The organism is Micromonospora sp. AMSO31t, from assembly GCF_008868175.1.
Taxonomy (GTDB): domain Bacteria; phylum Actinomycetota; class Actinomycetes; order Mycobacteriales; family Micromonosporaceae; genus Micromonospora.
Map to the genome: position 1 here is coordinate 83436 of NZ_WBKT01000004.1, position 15434 is coordinate 98869.

15 protein-coding genes and 1 pseudogene are annotated in these 15434 nt (G+C 76.3%); 11 read left to right on the plus strand and 5 right to left on the minus strand.

Annotated features, from left to right (window positions below):
- Nucleotides 1-103: 103 nt before the first annotated feature.
- Nucleotides 104-430: pseudogene (locus F8274_RS31680) on the minus strand (response regulator); the annotation flags it as partial.
- The gene (locus F8274_RS01950; protein ID WP_151460522.1) at nucleotides 427-1569 is read right to left on the minus strand and encodes a sensor histidine kinase; all 1143 of its coding nucleotides are present in this window, start codon (nucleotides 1567-1569) and stop codon (nucleotides 427-429) included. The pseudogene F8274_RS31680 and the gene F8274_RS01950, both read right to left, overlap by 4 nt.
- A 133-nt stretch (nucleotides 1570-1702) precedes the next feature.
- Between F8274_RS01950 and F8274_RS01955 the strand changes: the two genes are divergently transcribed.
- Both F8274_RS01955 and F8274_RS01960 read left to right on the plus strand, forming a co-directional pair.
- The gene (locus tag F8274_RS01955; protein ID WP_151460523.1) at nucleotides 1703-2530 is read left to right on the plus strand and encodes a hypothetical protein; all 828 of its coding nucleotides are present in this window, start codon (nucleotides 1703-1705) and stop codon (nucleotides 2528-2530) included.
- 103 nt (nucleotides 2531-2633) lie between these two features.
- Entirely contained in the window at nucleotides 2634-4439 is a 1806-nt protein-coding gene (locus F8274_RS01960; RefSeq protein ID WP_151460524.1) for a DEAD/DEAH box helicase, read from the plus strand.
- 54 nt (nucleotides 4440-4493) lie between these two features.
- On the opposite strand, the gene lon is transcribed toward F8274_RS01960, so the two are convergent.
- Nucleotides 4494-6830, minus strand: coding sequence for an endopeptidase La (gene lon / locus F8274_RS01965; protein WP_151460525.1), 2337 nt, complete (start codon nucleotides 6828-6830; stop codon nucleotides 4494-4496).
- Nucleotides 6831-7075: 245 nt separating this feature from the next.
- Here lon and F8274_RS01970 point away from each other — a divergent pair, with 245 nt between their 5' ends.
- Entirely contained in the window at nucleotides 7076-7423 is a 348-nt protein-coding gene (locus tag F8274_RS01970; protein ID WP_151460526.1) for an Lsr2 family protein, read from the plus strand.
- A gap of 172 nt (nucleotides 7424-7595) precedes the next feature.
- Nucleotides 7596-8453: a hypothetical protein gene (locus F8274_RS01975; RefSeq protein WP_192579663.1), complete on the plus strand. Its 858-nt coding sequence runs from the start codon at nucleotides 7596-7598 to the stop codon at nucleotides 8451-8453.
- An 84-nt stretch (nucleotides 8454-8537) separates the two neighbouring features.
- Here F8274_RS01975 and F8274_RS01980 read toward each other — a convergent pair whose 3' ends face one another.
- Both F8274_RS01980 and F8274_RS01985 read right to left on the minus strand, forming a co-directional pair.
- Nucleotides 8538-9869, minus strand: coding sequence for a hypothetical protein (locus F8274_RS01980; protein WP_192579664.1), 1332 nt, complete (start codon nucleotides 9867-9869; stop codon nucleotides 8538-8540).
- Between the two features lie 267 nt (nucleotides 9870-10136).
- A complete protein-coding gene (locus F8274_RS01985) occupies nucleotides 10137-11003 on the minus strand; it encodes a hypothetical protein (protein ID WP_151460527.1) in 867 nt (288 codons plus the stop codon).
- A 121-nt stretch (nucleotides 11004-11124) separates the two neighbouring features.
- Here F8274_RS01985 and F8274_RS01990 point away from each other — a divergent pair, with 121 nt between their 5' ends.
- From F8274_RS01990 to F8274_RS02020, 7 genes are all read left to right on the plus strand, one after another.
- Complete coding sequence (locus tag F8274_RS01990; RefSeq protein WP_151460528.1) at nucleotides 11125-11736, plus strand: GNAT family N-acetyltransferase; 612 nt, start codon at nucleotides 11125-11127, stop codon at nucleotides 11734-11736.
- Nucleotides 11737-11746: 10 nt separating this feature from the next.
- Nucleotides 11747-12826, plus strand: coding sequence for a DICT sensory domain-containing protein (locus F8274_RS01995; RefSeq protein WP_151460529.1), 1080 nt, complete (start codon nucleotides 11747-11749; stop codon nucleotides 12824-12826).
- A gap of 69 nt (nucleotides 12827-12895) precedes the next feature.
- On the plus strand, nucleotides 12896-13084 hold the full coding sequence (locus F8274_RS02000; RefSeq protein WP_151460530.1) for a hypothetical protein: 189 nt from the start codon (nucleotides 12896-12898) through the stop codon (nucleotides 13082-13084).
- Between the two features lie 12 nt (nucleotides 13085-13096).
- Nucleotides 13097-13471: an Asp23/Gls24 family envelope stress response protein gene (locus F8274_RS02005; protein WP_151460531.1), complete on the plus strand. Its 375-nt coding sequence runs from the start codon at nucleotides 13097-13099 to the stop codon at nucleotides 13469-13471.
- Between the two features lie 28 nt (nucleotides 13472-13499).
- Nucleotides 13500-14018 (plus strand): hypothetical protein, encoded by a 519-nt coding sequence (locus F8274_RS02010; RefSeq protein WP_151460532.1) that lies wholly within the window; start codon nucleotides 13500-13502, stop codon nucleotides 14016-14018.
- Nucleotides 14015-14566 carry a hypothetical protein gene (locus F8274_RS02015; protein ID WP_151460533.1) on the plus strand — a complete coding sequence of 184 codons (552 nt, stop codon included), beginning with the start codon at nucleotides 14015-14017 and terminating at the stop codon, nucleotides 14564-14566. The genes F8274_RS02010 and F8274_RS02015 overlap by 4 nt, the downstream gene beginning before the upstream one ends.
- A 70-nt stretch (nucleotides 14567-14636) precedes the next feature.
- Nucleotides 14637-15353, plus strand: a complete 717-nt coding sequence (locus F8274_RS02020) for a helical backbone metal receptor (protein WP_151460534.1) — start codon at nucleotides 14637-14639, stop codon at nucleotides 15351-15353.
- Nucleotides 15354-15434: the final 81 nt, after the last annotated feature.

Below are 15434 nucleotides of genomic sequence, written 5' to 3' on the forward strand. Positions count from 1 at the left end.
GCGGCGTGAGCGGGCACTCCGGCAGGGTCAGCGCGTCGGCGGCGAGGGCCGGGTCCACGTACCGGGCGCCGGCATGCACCCGGCGGATCACGTCGGCCAGCGCACCCCCGGGCGCGCCCTTGGCGAGGAACCCGCGGGTGCCCGCGGTCAGCGCCGGCCGGAGGTGGGCGGGCCGGCCGTGCCCGGTGAGGATCACCGTGGCGCACCCGGGCAGCACGCGGGCCAGCTCGGCGGCCACCTGGACCCCGCCGGGCGGCGGCATCTCCAGGTCCAGCACGGCGACGTCGGGACGGTGGGCCAGCGCGGCGGCCAGGGCGGCCCGGCCGTCGGCGGCGTGCGCCACCACCTCCAGGTCGGGCTCCAGGTCGAGCAGGGCCGCGAGGGCGAGGCGGATCAGCTCCTCGTCGTCGGCCAGCAGCACCCGGATCACGACGCCACCGGCACGGTCGCCACCAGGTGGAACACCCCGTCCTCGGCGTACGCCCGGACGCTGCCCCCGGCCGGTGCGAGGCGGTCGGCCAGCCCGCGCAGCCCGCCGCTGAGCGCGTCCGGGCCGGCGCCGCCGGCGCCGTCGTTGCGTACGGTCATGGTCACGAGGCCGTCCTCCCGGGTGAGTTCGATCCGGCACCAGTCGGCCCGGCTGTGCCGCAGCACGTTCGTCCCGGCCTCCCGCAGCACGGCGGCCAGGTCGGCGGCGACCGGCGCGGGCAGCTCGCCGGCCGGTGGCACCACCGTGCAGCGCACCCCGCTGGACCGCAGCACCTCCCCCACCGCGGCCAGCTGTTCGGCCAGGTCGACGGCGCGGTAACCATGCACGGCCTCGCGTACCCGGGTGAGGGCCGACCCGGCCAGCCGGCGCACCTCGGCGGCCTCCCGGCCCGCCCGCGCCGCGTCGACGGGTGCGAGCCGCTCGGCGAGTTCGGCCTTGAGCGCGATCACGGTGAGGTCGTGGCCCAGCAGGTCGTGGACGTCGCGGGCGAAGCGCAGCCGCTCCTCGGCGGCGGCGAGCCGGGCCCGGGCGGCCTGCCCCTGCCGGGCCTCGACGACCAGGTCCCAGAACCAGACCTGGAGCCAGGTGACCGCGGCGACGCCGGCGCCGACGCCGCCGGTCACGAGGAGGGCGGTGGGCAGCGGCCCGCCGGTCGCCAGCGTCACGGCCGCGGAGGCGCCGAGCACCCCCGCCGCCGCCAGCAGGGCGGGCAGCGGCCGGAACAGCAGCGGGGACATGCCGACCAGGGACGCGCCCAGCCACGCCCAGGTGGGCCAGGCGCCGGCGGCGACCGGGCCGACGAGCGGCAGGCTGAGCAGGGCGGCCACCGCCAGCGCGGCGTGCCGGCGGCGCCGGGCCCGCCCGGCGAGCCACGGGGTGACCGCCGCGTGCAGCACCGCCGCCTGAGCGGCGGTGAAGCCGGCGAGCCCGAGCACGCCGAGCGCCACCCGCCGCGGCTCCGGCTCCCGGGCCAGCCCGACGCACGGCAGCAGCAGGGTGGTCCCGACGTTCGTGGCCAGCGACAGCAGCGTGAGCTGCCGGGCCCGCCGCAGCCGGCGGTCCGCCGCGTCGACCGTCATGTCCGCCGATCCTAGGGCCGCCGGCCGCCCGGTTCACCCCTGCGGAATGTCACGCCGCACCCGTGCACGACGCACGGCTTTCCCGTGACGGACGCGCATGGTTCCGCGCGCGGGGCGCCGGCAGGCTCGGGGCATGACGGAGACGACGGTACGCGTACCCCTGCGGACGGATGCCCGACGGCTGGCCGGCCACCTGGCCGGGATGGTCGTGGCGATGGTGGTCGGCATGCTGCTGCTCGGCCCGCTGTGGCGGGCCGGCACGGCGCTGCTGGGCGGCGTCGACGCGCTGGCCCGGGCGGATGTCGGCGCGCTGGTGATGGCAACGAACATGGGCCTGGGCATGGCCGCCTGGATGTGGCACCGGGGCCACGGATGGGCGGCCACGGCCGAGATGGTGGCCGTCATGTACGTCCCGTTCCTGCTGCTGCTTCCACCCTGGTGGGCCGGGCTGGTCGGGGACGACGCGCTGATGCTCGGCGGCCACCTGCTGATGCTGCCGGCGATGGCGCTGGTGGCGCTGCGGCACCGGCACGCGCATCCGGCGCCGGCCCGCCGCCATCCGGTCGCCGCGGCGGTGGCGCGCCGGTGGCCGACCGGGCTGGCCCTGCTGATGACCGTGGACCTCTGGGTCGCGCCGACCGTGTTCTCCCCGTGGACGCTGCTGGTGCTGCCGGCCGGCTACCTGCTCATCGGCACCTGGCGGCGGCAGTGGGGCGACCGCCGGACCGTGGCGTGGCAGCTCGCCGGGCTGGCCGGCTGGGGCGGCCTGGCGGCGGCCGCCCTGCTCGGGCCGGACGGCCTGGCCGGCGTGCTGGTGGGCCTCGGCTGGCTCGGGCACGCCGCCTGGGACGTGGCGCACCACCGCACCGGCCGCGTCGTGCCCCGGGGGTACGCGGAGTGGTGCGCCGTGCTGGACGTCGCCGTGGGGGCGACCACCCTGCTGGCCGTCCTTTCCGGGTGATCCGGCCGGCCGTCACCCGGCCGGATCACCCTTGACGTGGCGGGGACGACGGTTTGCGGCGGTCGCCGCGACGGCCGGGCGGCGGTGATGAAAAGCTTGCCCCATGAGTTCCGCACCAACCCCGACCGATCCCGCCCAACCCGCCGAGGACGAGGCCGTCGCCTTCACGGACCTCGGGCTGCGCACCGAGCTGCTGAACGCGCTCGCCGTCCTCGGCTACGAGGAGCCGACCCCGATCCAGCGGGAGGCGATCCCGCCGCTGCTCGCCGGCCAGGATCTGCTGGGGCAGGCCGCGACCGGCACCGGCAAGACCGCCGCGTTCGCCCTGCCGCTGCTGCAGCGGATGCCCGACGACCGTCCCGGCGGGGACCCGGTGTCGCTGGTGCTGGTGCCGACCCGCGAGCTGGCGGTGCAGGTCTCCGAGGCGTTCCACCGCTACGGCAAGGACCTGGGCGCCCGGGTGCTGCCGATCTACGGCGGCCAGCCGATCGGCCGGCAGCTGCGCGCCCTCGACGCCGGCGTGGACGTGGTGGTGGCGACGCCGGGCCGGGCGCTGGACCACATCGCCCGGGGCACCCTGCGGCTGGGCGGCCTGACCACGGTGGTGCTCGACGAGGCCGACGAGATGCTCGACATGGGCTTCGCCGAGGACATCGAGGCGATCCTTGAGCACGCCCCGGCCGGCCGGCAGACCGTGCTCTTCTCGGCCACCATGCCGGCCCGGATCGACGGGCTGGCCCGCCAGCACCTGACCGACCCGGTGCGGATCCAGATCGAGCGCGAGCGGCCGGTCGCGGGCGAGGCCCCGCGGGTGCGGCAGAGCGCGTACATCGTCGCGCGGGCGCACAAGCCGGCCGCCCTGGGCCGGGTGCTGGACGTGGAGTCGCCCACCGCGGCCATCGTGTTCTGCCGCAGCCGCGAGGAGGTGGACCGGCTCACCGAGACGATGAACGGCCGCGGCTACCGGGCCGAGGCGCTGCACGGCGGGATGAGCCAGGAGCAGCGCGACCGGGTGATGGGCCGGCTGCGGTCGGGCACCGCCGACCTGCTGGTCGCCACCGACGTGGCGGCCCGCGGGCTGGACGTGGAGCAGCTCACCCACGTGGTCAACTACGACGTCCCGTCGGCCCCCGAGTCGTACGTGCACCGGATCGGCCGGGTGGGCCGGGCCGGCCGGGAGGGCGTGGCCATCACCCTGGCCGAGCCGCGCGAGCACCGGATGCTCAAGACCATCGAGCGGGTCACCGGCCAGCGGATCGCGGTCGACAAGATCCCCACGGTGGCCGACCTGCGGACCCGGCGGCTGGAGCTGACCCAGGCGGCGCTGCGGGAGTCGCTGCTGGAGGACGACCTGGAGCCGTTCCGGGCCATCGTCGAGTCGCTGACCGACGAGTTCGACCTCGTGGAGGTCGCGCTGGCCGCGGTGCGGCTGGCCCACGAGGCCACCCTGCCCGGCACGGCCGACGAGGAGGAGGAGATCCCGCAGGTCGCCGTCCGCCCGTCCCGCGAGCCCCGACCCGGGTTCGACGCCCGGGACCGGCGCGGCGGCGGCGGTGCACGTCCCCGCTCCGGCGGCACCACCCAGGTCTTCATCGGCCTGGGCCGGCGCGCCGGGGTGCGCCCGCAGGACCTGGTCGGGGCAATCACCGGGGAGACCGGGGTCAACGGCCGGGACATCGGTTCGATCGAGATCGCCGACCGGTTCTCGCTGGTCGAGGTCCCGTACGGGGTCGCCGACGAGGTGATCCAGGGGCTGCGGGGCAGCACCATCAAGGGCCGCAAGGCCACGGTGCGCCGGGACCGGGACGGCGACGGCGGCGGCGAGCGCCGCTTCGACGGTGACCGCCGGGAGCGCCGCGGCCGGGACGGCGACGGCGGCGAGCGGCGGGAGCGCCGGGACCGCTGGTGAGCACGGCCGAGGCCCCCGGTCCGGGTGGACCGGGGGCCTCGGCGTGGCGGGTGGTCAGGCCGCGGCGAGCGGCTGGCCGCCCAGGCTCTCCGCGTCGACGTCGGCCGGGCGCAGCGCCAGGGCGAGCACGTCGGCCACGTCGGCGAGGGTGTGGACGGTCAGCGCCTCGCGGACCTCGGCGGGCAGGTCGTCCAGGTCCGGCTCGTTGCGCTTCGGGATGATCACCTCGGTCAGGCCGGCCCGGTGGGCGGCGAGCAGCTTCTGCTTCACGCCGCCGATGGGCAGCACCCGGCCGGAGAGGGTGACCTCGCCGGTCATCCCGAACTCGGGGCGCACCGGCCGGCCGGTCACCAGCGACGCCAGCGCGGTGACCATGGTGATACCGGCGCTGGGGCCGTCCTTGGGCACCGCGCCCGCCGGGAAGTGCACGTGGATCCGCCGCCCGGCGAGGACGTTCGGGTCGATGCCGAGGCGTCGCCCGTTGGAGCGCAGGTAGGACAGCGCGATGTGCGCCGACTCCTTCATGACGTCGCCGAGCTGACCGGTGAGCGTCAGCCCCGGCTCGCCCTCCATGCTGGTCGCCTCGATGAAGAGCACGTCGCCGCCGGCGCCGGTGACCGCCAGCCCGGTGGCCACGCCGGGCACCGCCGTCCGCTCGGCCGACTCCGGGGTGAACTTGGGCCGGCCCAGGTAGCGGGCGAGGTTGTCGGTGTCGACGCGGACCGGCGCCGGGTCGGACGCCAGCGCCACGGTGACCTTGCGCAGGATCTTCGCCAGAGCCCGTTCGAGCTGCCGGACACCGGCCTCCCGGGTGTACTCACCCGCGATCAGCGCCAGCGCCTCGTCGGCCACGGTGACCTCGTCGGCGGTCAGCCCGGCCCGCTCCCGCTGCCGGGGCAGCAGGTGGTCCCGGGCGATGGCCACCTTCTCGTCCTCGGTGTAGCCGTCCAGGGTGACGAGCTCCATCCGGTCCAGCAGCGGGCCGGGGATGCTGTCCACCACGTTGGCGGTGGCCAGGAAGAGCACGTCGGACAGGTCGAGGTCGACCTCCAGGTAGTGGTCCCGGAAGGTGTGGTTCTGCGCCGGGTCGAGCACCTCGAGCAGGGCCGCGGCCGGGTCGCCGGAGTAGCCGACGCCCAGCTTGTCGACCTCGTCGAGGAGCACCACGGGGTTCATCGAGCCGGCCTCGCGCAGCGCGCGGACGATGCGGCCGGGCAGCGCGCCGACGTAGGTGCGCCGGTGGCCGCGGACCTCCGCCTCGTCGCGGACGCCGCCGAGGGAGACCCGGACGAAGGTGCGGCCGAGCGCCCGCGCGACGGACTCACCGAGGCTGGTCTTGCCGACGCCGGGCGGGCCGGCCAGGGCGAGGACCGCGCCGGAGCCGCGCCCGCCGACCACGCCGAGGTTGCGCTCGGCGCGCCGGTTGCGCACCGCCAGGTATTCCAGGATGCGGTCCTTCACGTCGGCCAGGCCGGCGTGGTCGGCGTCGAGCACCGCACGCGCCGCGGCCAGGTCGGTGTTGTCCTGGGTACGCGTGCTCCACGGCATCTCGAGGACGGTGTCCAGCCAGGTCCGGATCCAGCCCGCCTCCGGTGAGGCGTCACTGGCCCGCTCCAGCTTGCCGACCTCGCGCAGGGCCGCCTCGCGCACCTTCTCCGGCAGGTCGGCCGACTCCACCCGGGAGCGGTAGTCCGCGGAGCCGTCCGGCTCGTCCTCGCCGAGTTCCTTGCGGATCGCGGCGAGCTGCTGGCGGAGCAGGAACTCGCGCTGCGACTTCTCCAGCCCCTCGCGGACGTCGCTGTTGATCCGCTCGGTGACCTCCTGCTCGGCCAGGTGGTCCTTCACCCAGCCGACCAGCAGCTCCAGCCGGGCGGTGACGTCCGGGGCGGCGAGCAGCTCGGTCTTCTGCGCCAGGGTCAGCCAGGGCGCGTAGCCGGCCGCGTCGGCCAGCTCGGAGAGGTCGGTCATCCGCTCCATGGCGTCGATGACCTGCCACGCGCCGCGCTCCTGCAGCACCGAGGTCATCAGCGCGCGGTACTCGCGGGCGAGTTCCCGGGCCCGGCCGGCCGGGGCGGGTTCGTCGAGGGTGGTCGCCTCGACCCAGAGGGCGGCGCCCGGTCCGGGCACGCCGGAGCCGATCCGGGCCCGGGCGAGGCCGCGGACCACGGCGGCCGGTTCGCCGCTGGGCAGCCGACCCACCTTCTCGATGGTGGCGATCACGCCGACCGAGCCGTACTCGCCGTCGAGGCGGGGCACGGCCAGCAGCGTCTTGTCGCCACTGGCGCGGGCCGCGTCGACCGCGGCCTGGGTGGTCGGGTCGAGGGTCACCGGGATGACCATGCCGGGCAGCAGGACGGCGTCGGTCAGGGGAAGTACCGGAAGAGTTGCCATCGAACACCTGCTATCGCGTTGAGTTGAGCGTGTCAGGCTCAAGTAACAAACCGTCTCCCTTGTTCCGGCTTGTGACCCACGCCACTCCCGCCGTGCCGGCAGACCCGTCACGCGCGCGAAGACGCATTTGACGGCGCGCGGATAACCCGACCCGCCGAATGGCGAAGGACGGGTATTGTTGCGAAATTGCCACGAGATACGTCAAACTCATAGCCACACCCCGCCCGACACAGGGAGTAATGGCGATGGCAAGGAAAGTAATCACCGTTCTGACCGACGACCTCGACGGCGGAAAGGCCGATCGGACCGTCGAGTTCAGCCTGGACGGCGTGGCGTACACGATCGACGTCTCCGACGAGAACGCCGGCGTCCTGCGCAAGGCGCTGGACCCGTACATCAGCGCTGGCCGACGGATCGGGCGCGGCCCGGTGGAGGCCGGTCGCGCCACGCGTGCCGGCGCCCGCCCGAGCACCTCGGGAATGGACCGCGAGCAGAACCGCGCCATCCGGGAATGGGCCGTCAAGAACGGCTACGAGATTTCCGAGCGGGGCCGCATCCCCGTCTCGGTGGTGGAGGCCTACAAGAACCGCTGAACCCTCCCGGTTCACCGTCGGGCATCCCGGGGTCACGCTGAGAAATCGGCGCGACCCCGGTCGGCTTTTCCCGGCGTTAACAATTTTCAGCCGGGTGGGGTGTCCCGGCAGCCAACGTCGTCCCGCGCCGGCCCTCCCGAGGGCCGACACTCCCCGACCCGGGAGCCCATCGGTGCACGTCAGCATGGCGACCAGCGCCGGCACGGCCGGCCGGCCGAACGAGGACTTCGCCGGCGCCGTTCCCGGCGCCGCGGTGCTGCTCGACGGCGCCGGCATCCCGGGGACGGAGTCGATCTGCTCCCACGGTGTCGCCTGGTACACCCAACGGCTCGGCGGCGCGCTGCTCGGCCGGCTGTCGCGCGGCGACGGCCGGGATCTCGCGGCGATCCTCGCCGCCGCGATCGACGAGATCGCCGCCGAGCACCGGGGCACCTGCGACCTCACCAACCCCGCCAGCCCGCAGGCAACCGTGGCGATCGTCCGCGCCCACCGGGGCCGCCTGGACCACCTCCTGCTCGCCGACTCCTTCCTCGTCCTCGACCGGGTCGGCGGCGGCCCGCAGGTCGTCACGGACGAGCGCGAGGTCACGGCCCGGCGCATCTGCTCCACACCCCTGGCGGGTGTTCCCGAGGGCACACCGGAGTACGACCGCATCCGCGCCTCCTGCGCCCAGGCGCTGCGCGCCCGCCGGAACCAGCCGGGCGGCTACTGGATCGCCAAGGACGACCCGCACGCGGCGGAAGAGGCCGTGACCGGCAGCCGGCCCCTGCGCGACCTGGACGGCGTCGCACTGCTCAGCAACGGCGCCAGCCGCCTCGTGAGCCCGTACGCGCTGACCGACTGGGCCGGCGTGCTGGGGCTGCTCGCCGACGGCGGGCCGGCCGAGGTCGTCCGTCGCGTGCGACGGGCCGAGGCCGGCAGCCCGGCCGGCACCGCCGCGCCGGCACCGGACGACGCCACGGTCGTGCACTGCACCGACCTGGGCGGCTTCGACATCGGCGCGGCGACCGGGCCGACCGGCGGCCGCTGAGGCCGGCCACCCACCCGGGAGGGCACGCACGGAACGGCGGAGCCGCCCGGGGCTTACCCCCCGGGCGGCTCCGGCCGTGGGTGCTCAGTTGACGCGGATCCGCACCACGTCGATGGCGGGGGTCTGGTTGGCCCGCTCCATCATCGGGATGCGGTGCGAACCGTCACCGGCCCAGACCGCGCACTGCGCGAGGCCCGACTGGGGCAGACCGGGGACCTGGATGGTCACCTGGTCGGCCTGGTTGCTGCCGCCGCCGTCCTCGGTCGCCACGAAGAACGCCGGAACGTCCTGCGGGTTCGACGGCGCCGCCTGGGTGGTCTGCAGCATCCGGCAGGCGGTGTGGAAGTGCCCGCGGACCAGACCCTGGTCGTTGAGCAGCGAGCTCTCGACGTAGTAGCCACCCTGGCCGGCGGCGAGGAACCGGTCACGGATCAGGTTCCGGGTGCTGACCTGGAGGGTGAACGGCTGGTTGCGCTGGACCCGGTTCGGGAACTCCGTGATGAGCAGCGAGGGGTTGTTGGCGGCGGAGCCAACCTCACCGAACGCGGTGCTCACGCAGCGGTTGCCGTTCTGGAAACCGTCGTGCGCCTGGAGCTGGCTGTCGGTGCAGTCCTTGGCTAGCACGTTCAGGCCGTTGTTGCCGCCGTTGTTGCCGCCGTTGTTGCCGCCGTTCTGGCCACCGTTGTTACCGCCGTTCTGCCCACCGTTGTTACCGCCGGTCGGCGTGCTGCTCGGCGCGCCGGTCTGCCCGCCGTTGTTGCCGCCGCCGTTCTGGCCGCCGCCGTTCTGGCCGCCGTTCTGGGCGTTGTCGGCGATGGCGCACTGGGCCAGCTGGTCCAGGCCCTGCGGGCGCTGGGCGACCCGGCCGATGGCGGTCGCGATCCGGTTCAACGTCGCGGTCCGCTTCTCGGCGAGCGGCCGCAGGATGGCGTTGTTGATGAAGCTGCCGCCGTTGCGGGCGCCGTCGGCCGCCAGCCGCCGGTTGGCCTCGGCGATCTGGCTGTCCAGCAGGGCGAGGTTGCGGTCCACCTCGGCGCGCGCCTGCTGGGGCACCTGCGGCAGCTTGCTCCGCACGTCCGGGCAGGCCACGGTGGGCGTCCCGGCGCCCGCGCCGCCACCCTTGGTCTGCTGGCACTCGGCGGACGACATCTGCCCGTCACCCCAGTGGTTGCGCACCCAGCGGCCGTTCTGCCAGGTCCGGGTGGTGCTGCCGCGGCCGTCCGGCGCGGTGGCACCCGGGCTCGGGGCCACGCAGGACGCCGAGGCGGCGCGGACGGTGGTCCGCCGGTCCTGGGCGGACGAGATCTGGGTGACGGCGACGATTCCGCCGAAGACCGCGAGCGTGCCGACCACGGCCAGCAGACGCTTGCTCCGCGCGTTACCGGATGACCGGCGCGCCCGTGTGGACCTGCGCATCGAATTGCTCTCCTTCTCGATCCGGTAGTTGACTGGTGACCCCGGCGGACCGATGAATTTCGGGGTGAGGATCACCGCGACGTTCCGGTCGCACGTCGATGACCGACGATGCCCTTTCCGCACCGTCCCCGCGCCGTCCGGCGCGGCGGGGAAGATCTGCGTCCATTCCCGCTTAGGTACGGAGCGAGGACGGCGAAGGTTCAACCGGGGATCGGGAGAATTCGCGGAGATTTCCGGGGCGGCCGGACGCGGCCCCGCGACGCCGGGTCAGTCGGCGCAGAGGTGGTCGAAGGCGAAGCCGCCCACGAACTCGTCGCGCCGAGCGGCCAGCCGCCGGATCTGCCCGCGTACCTCGTCCCGGTCCACCAGGGACGGATCGGCGGCGTCCAGGTCACGCATCCGCTCCCCGACCGCCACGGCGGCCAGGTCCTCGGCCAGCCGGCCCGGGTCCACACCGCAGGAGAAGCGCTGGGCAACCAGGTGCACCCGCTCGACCAGGCACCGGCCGGGCCGCACCTCGATCCAACCCCAGCCCTCGGCCGGCCCGTCCGTCCACCGCACGTGCAGCCCGCGCACGATCGGGTCGGCGAGCCGGCGCTCCACGTACGCGTCGACGGCGGCGGCCCGGGCCAGCGCCCCGAGGTCGTTGACCGGCCCGCGCCGGCCGTCGGGAAGCCGGCCGACGATGTCCCGGAAGCCGACCGCGTCGCCGCTGTCCGGGTCGGTGCCGGCGGCGTAGTCGCGTGCGTCGATGACGTACTCGACGAGGCGGCGGGCATGCTCGGGGGCGCGCAACGTCGGCGACTCGACCCGCAGCAGCGGCAGCCCGACCGCGGCGCAGACCGCGCTGGTCATCCGTTCGGCCCGGCGGGCCGGCGACCCGGCCGGGGCGGCCGGCGCGAACTGCACGGCGAACAGCGGCAGGCCGGTGTCGGCGGCGCAGACCACCTGGTCGAGGCCCTCCCGCCCGGCGGTGCTCCACTGGTGCCCGGTGACGCCCGGCGGCCGGCCCTGCACCAGCTCACCGAGCCGCCGGGCCGGGTACGCCACGTGGCCGGCGCGGACGAGCTGCGGCGCGACCCCGGGCGGGATCGGACGCAGCCAGGAGGTGGCCACGCTGCCGGTGCTCGTCATCTCGCCAGATCCATCCGTCGCTCGGTCGATGCCCGAGTTTAGGGCGTCGATCATGGCGGCCGCCTCGGCGGTGCGGCGGAATCCGGTTGCCCGGTCCGGCCCCGGCCGGTGGAATCGCCCGATGGCGATCCTCCTGACGACCGGACGGCTGGTGCTGCGCGAGTTCACCCCGGACGACGCCCCGCTCCTGACCGAGCTGGACGGCGACCCGGCGGTGATGCGCTACCTCACCGGCGGCCGGCCCACCCCGGCCGGCGAGATCCGCGACCGGGTGCTGCCCGCCATGCTGGCCGCGTACCGCCGGCCGCCCGGGCTCGGCTGGTGGGCGGCGGAACGGCGGGCCGACGGGGACTTCCTCGGCTGGTTCGAGTTCCGCCCGCTGCGCGACGGCGACCCCCGCGAGGTGGAGCTGGGCTACCGGCTGCGCCGGGCCGCCTGGGGCGCCGGATACGCCACCGAGGGCGCGCGGGCCCTGGTCGAGCACGGCTTCACGGCGCTCGGCGTGGAACGGGTGGTGGCGACCACCATGGCGGTCAACACCGGGTCCCGCCGGGTCATGGCGAAGGCGGGGCTGGCGTACCGGCGGACGTTCCACCAGGACTGGCCGGAGGCGATCCCCGGCTCCGAGCACGGCGAGGTGGAGTACGCGCTGACCCGCGCGGAGTGGGCCGCCCGCCGGCCGGCCACCGATACCGACCCGTCGTCCGGTGCGCGGCGGGTTCCGGGCCTCTAGGCTCGGCCGGGTGCACAGCGGACGGACCCCGGAGCGGCTGACCAAACGCGGCCTCGTCGCCGTCTCCCACGCCATCGAACGGGCCGCGCTGGCCGAGGCCGAGGACGGGCCGTTGGTCGTGTTCGCCCTGTTCCAGCGGCTGCCGTACTTCGCCCGGGAAAGCGCCGTCTACCGGCGGATCGCCGCCCAGGCCGCGGTGACCGTGGTCGGGATGGTCGGCGGGCCCCCGCCGGACCTGCCCGCCGGGGCGTACCCGGTGCTGCTCGAGGACGCCGAGGACCTGGCCCGGGAGTGGAGCGTGGTGGCGCTGACGCCGCGCTTCGGGGCGAGCCTGGTGGCGTACGACCGGGCCGAGGTGGCACCGGCGGAGACCCTCGAAGCCGGCCGCCTCTTCGACGGGCGCTGGGGCTTCCGCCGGGACGAGGCGCTGCACGACGTGCTCCGGCTGTGGGGACAGCTCGACGGGCGGCTGCCCGGGCCGGCGCGGACGGCGCTGGAGCAGGCGGTCGCGCGGGTCCGGGACATCCCGGCCGCCCCCGGCGAGTCCCGCGCCGAGGCGGCGCTGCGGCTGCTGGCCCGGCGGGGCGAGCGGGCGCGCCCGGTCGAGCCGGCCGACGGCCTGCTCGACGAGCCGGGGCTGCGCCGGTGGACCGGCATGGACGGGGTGACCGCCTCGGGCACCCTGCCGGTGGCGCTGGTCGGCCTCTGGGTGGACGAGCCGGCCGGCGCGCCGGAACGCTTCGGCCGCCGCGGGGCGGCCCGGGAGGGCCAGGCCGTGCTCGCGGCGGTCACGAGCGTGCTGAGCCCGGTCGACCGGGCGGTCCGCCTCGCCGACAACGAGTTCCAGCTGATCCTGCCCGGGCGGGACGAGGCGGCGGCGCTCGCCGTGGTGGGCCGGCTGCACGAGGCGGTGGGCGGCTTGGCCCACTCGTACCCGTTCGTCGCGTACGCGGTGCACGCGGCGGTCACCGTGACCGCCCGGCGGCCACTGCCGGTCGCCGACCTGCGGCACGCGGTGGAGTGGGCGGTGCGCGAGGGTGTGCCCGTGGCCTCGCTGCCCTCGGAGCGCGTGCCCGTCCCCGCCGGCTGACCGCCGCATGCCTGGCCCGGAAACGGGTACGCCCCGCCGGTCCGGATCGGGGCGGAGCGGGGGTGGGGCATGACGCGCGGGCAGTTCGGCTTCCTGGCCGGCTTCCTGGTGGTCGGGGTCTGGGCGCTGGGCGGCGCCGGGGCGGCCGCCGCCGCGACCGTGGCCGGCCTGGTCGGGTGGCTGCTGGTCCGGGTGCGCGACGGGGACGTCAGCCTGCCCGGGCTCGCCGACCGGGCCACCGCCGACCGGCGTCGCTGAGGCGGGTTCACGATGACCGGCACCCTGCCCCGGCGCGCCACCGCCCCGCGCGCGCCGGTCACCTGGTCGGAGGAGCGGACCGCCGCGCTCGCCGAGGACGTGGCGCGCCGCACCCCGGCCGTCACCGGCCCGGTGGCCACGGTGCGCGTCGACGGCGGCGCCGTCCGGGTCGACCTGGACGTGGTGGTCGCGCACGGCGCGCCGCTGACCGCGGTGGCCGAGGCGGTCCGCCGCCGGGTGGCGGCCCGGATCGAGGCGCACACCGGCCTGACCGTCGAGGCGGTCACCGTCACGGTGGTCGACCTGCGCCTGCCCGGCGAGCCGACGAGCGTCGACCGGGACGACCGCGACCGGCAGCGGGCCGCGGACCCGCGGGAGGCGACATGAACGCCACCGGGGGCGAGCGGAGTGGACCGTGCGCACGGTGAACCGGGCCGCCACCCTGCTGCTCGCCGTGGCCCTGCTGGGCGGCGGGGTGCTGATGGCCGTCGCGGGGCTGCTCGCCGCGCTGGGCCGCCCCGGTCCCCTGCCGTCCGGGTGGTCGGCCACGCTGACCACGGCCCGCTGGGCGGACGCGCCGGTGCGCGGCGTCGCCGCCGCCGTCACCCTCCTCGGCCTCGTGGTGCTCGGCGCCGAGCTGCGCCGGTGGCGGCCGACCCGGCTGCGGCTCACCGACGACGACGGCTGGCACCTGCACCGCCGCTCGGTGGAGCGGCGGCTGGCCCGGGCGGTCCGGTCGGTGCCGAGCGTCCGCCGGGCCCGGGTCCGCGTCCGGCGGCGCGGGGACGCCTGGCGGCCCCGGGTGACCGCCACCGGCGACCCGGCCGCACGGGCCGACGTCGAGTTCGCGCTGCGCCGGGAACTGGACCGGCTGACCGCGCCCCGCCGCGGCCCCATCGAGGTCCGGCTCGTCCCCGCCCGGCGGACGCCGTGAGCAACGCCGCCCACCGGCTGCTGTGGACCGTCCTCGCCCTGCTGCTCGTGGGGGCGGGCGGCACGGCGTGGGCGGTCGGGGCGGGCCGGCTGCCCGGCGCTGGCGTGCCGCTGGTCGGGGCCGGGCCGGTGCGCTGGTGGCGGGCCGGCGCGCCGTGGAGCGGCCTCGCCGTGGCCGTGGGTGGGCTGCTGCTCGCCCTGCTCGGGCAGCGGCTGCTCGCCGCCGCGCGGCGGGTCCCGGACCGGCTCGGCGGCACGCTTGCGCACCGCGGCGACGGCGCCGGCCGGACCCGGGTGGCGAGCGGTGTGCTGACCGGCGCGCTGGAACGCGATCTGCTGCGGGCGCCGGGCGTCCGCCGGGCGCGGGTCGTCCTCACCGGCCCGGTCACCGGCCCGGACGTGTGGGTCGAGGTGCGCCTGGCCCCGTCCGCCGGGATCGGGGCGGCCCGCGCCCACGTCGACGCGGCGGTACGCCGGTTCGCCGCCACGGTGGGCTGCCGCCCCGCCCACCTGGACGTGACGGCGCTGGTGGACGAGACGAGCGGCTGACCCGGTACCGGCCCCCGCACGGACGACCGTCGATGGGCGACGATGGGCCGGGGCGAGGGAGGGAGCCGTCGTGCGGGTGGTGTCGCTGGTGCCGTCGTTGACCGAGGCGGTGGCGCTGACCCGCCCCGAGGTGCTGGTGGGCGCCACCGACTGGTGCACCCACCCGGCCGGGCTGGACGTCGCCCGGGTGGGCGGGAGCAAGTATCCGGACCTGGACCGGGTGCGCGCGCTCGAGCCGGACCTGGTGCTGCTCAACGAGGAGGAGAACCGCCTCGCCGACGCGGACGCGCTGCGGGCGGCCGGCGTGCCGGTGCGGGTCACCTTTCCCCGTACCGTGCCGGAGGCGCTGACCCAGCTCGGCGAGCTGGTCGCCGCGCTCGGCGTGCCCGCCGAGCCGGACTGGCTGCGAGCCGCGCGCCGGGCCTGGGCCGCGCCGCCCGCGCCGGCCACGCGGAGGGCCGCGGTGGTGCCGGTGTGGCGGCGCCCCTGGGTGGTGCTCGGCCGGGACACCTTCGCCGGTGACGTGCTGCTGCGGCTCGGCGTCACCAACCGGTACGCCGACCACCCGGAGCGCTACCCCCGGCCCGGCCTCGACGAGCTGCGCGCCCGGGAACCGGAGCTCGTGGTGCTGCCGGACGAGCCCTACCGGTTCGCCGCCGACGACGGGCCGGAGGCGTTCCCCGGCGTGCCGGCCGCGCTGGTCTCCGGCCGGCACCTCACCTGGTACGGGCCGTCGCTCGCCGAGGCGCCCGCCCTGCTCGCCGCCCAGCTCGCCACGGACACCTGAACGAGCCGCCGGCACCGACCGGGCCGTGTCGACACCGGACCAGGGCGCCGGTCCCCACGGCGGCGCCCGCCCTCCCCTGCC

Excerpts from the sequence above, each read along its gene's own strand:
- F8274_RS01950 (WP_151460522.1), bottom strand. The coding sequence starts at position 1,569 with ATGACGGTCGACGCGGCGGACCGCCGGCTGCGGCGGGCCCGGCAGCTC.
- F8274_RS01955 (WP_151460523.1), top strand. The coding sequence starts at position 1,703 with ATGACGGAGACGACGGTACGCGTACCCCTGCGGACGGATGCCCGACGG.
- F8274_RS01960 (WP_151460524.1), top strand. The coding sequence starts at position 2,634 with ATGAGTTCCGCACCAACCCCGACCGATCCCGCCCAACCCGCCGAGGAC.
- lon (WP_151460525.1), bottom strand. The coding sequence starts at position 6,830 with ATGGCAACTCTTCCGGTACTTCCCCTGACCGACGCCGTCCTGCTGCCC.
- F8274_RS01970 (WP_151460526.1), top strand. The coding sequence starts at position 7,076 with ATGGCAAGGAAAGTAATCACCGTTCTGACCGACGACCTCGACGGCGGA.
- F8274_RS01980 (WP_192579664.1), bottom strand. The coding sequence starts at position 9,869 with ATGCGCAGGTCCACACGGGCGCGCCGGTCATCCGGTAACGCGCGGAGC.
- F8274_RS01985 (WP_151460527.1), bottom strand. The coding sequence starts at position 11,003 with ATGACGAGCACCGGCAGCGTGGCCACCTCCTGGCTGCGTCCGATCCCG.
- F8274_RS01990 (WP_151460528.1), top strand. The coding sequence starts at position 11,125 with ATGGCGATCCTCCTGACGACCGGACGGCTGGTGCTGCGCGAGTTCACC.
- F8274_RS02000 (WP_151460530.1), top strand. The coding sequence starts at position 12,896 with ATGACGCGCGGGCAGTTCGGCTTCCTGGCCGGCTTCCTGGTGGTCGGG.
- F8274_RS02005 (WP_151460531.1), top strand. The coding sequence starts at position 13,097 with ATGACCGGCACCCTGCCCCGGCGCGCCACCGCCCCGCGCGCGCCGGTC.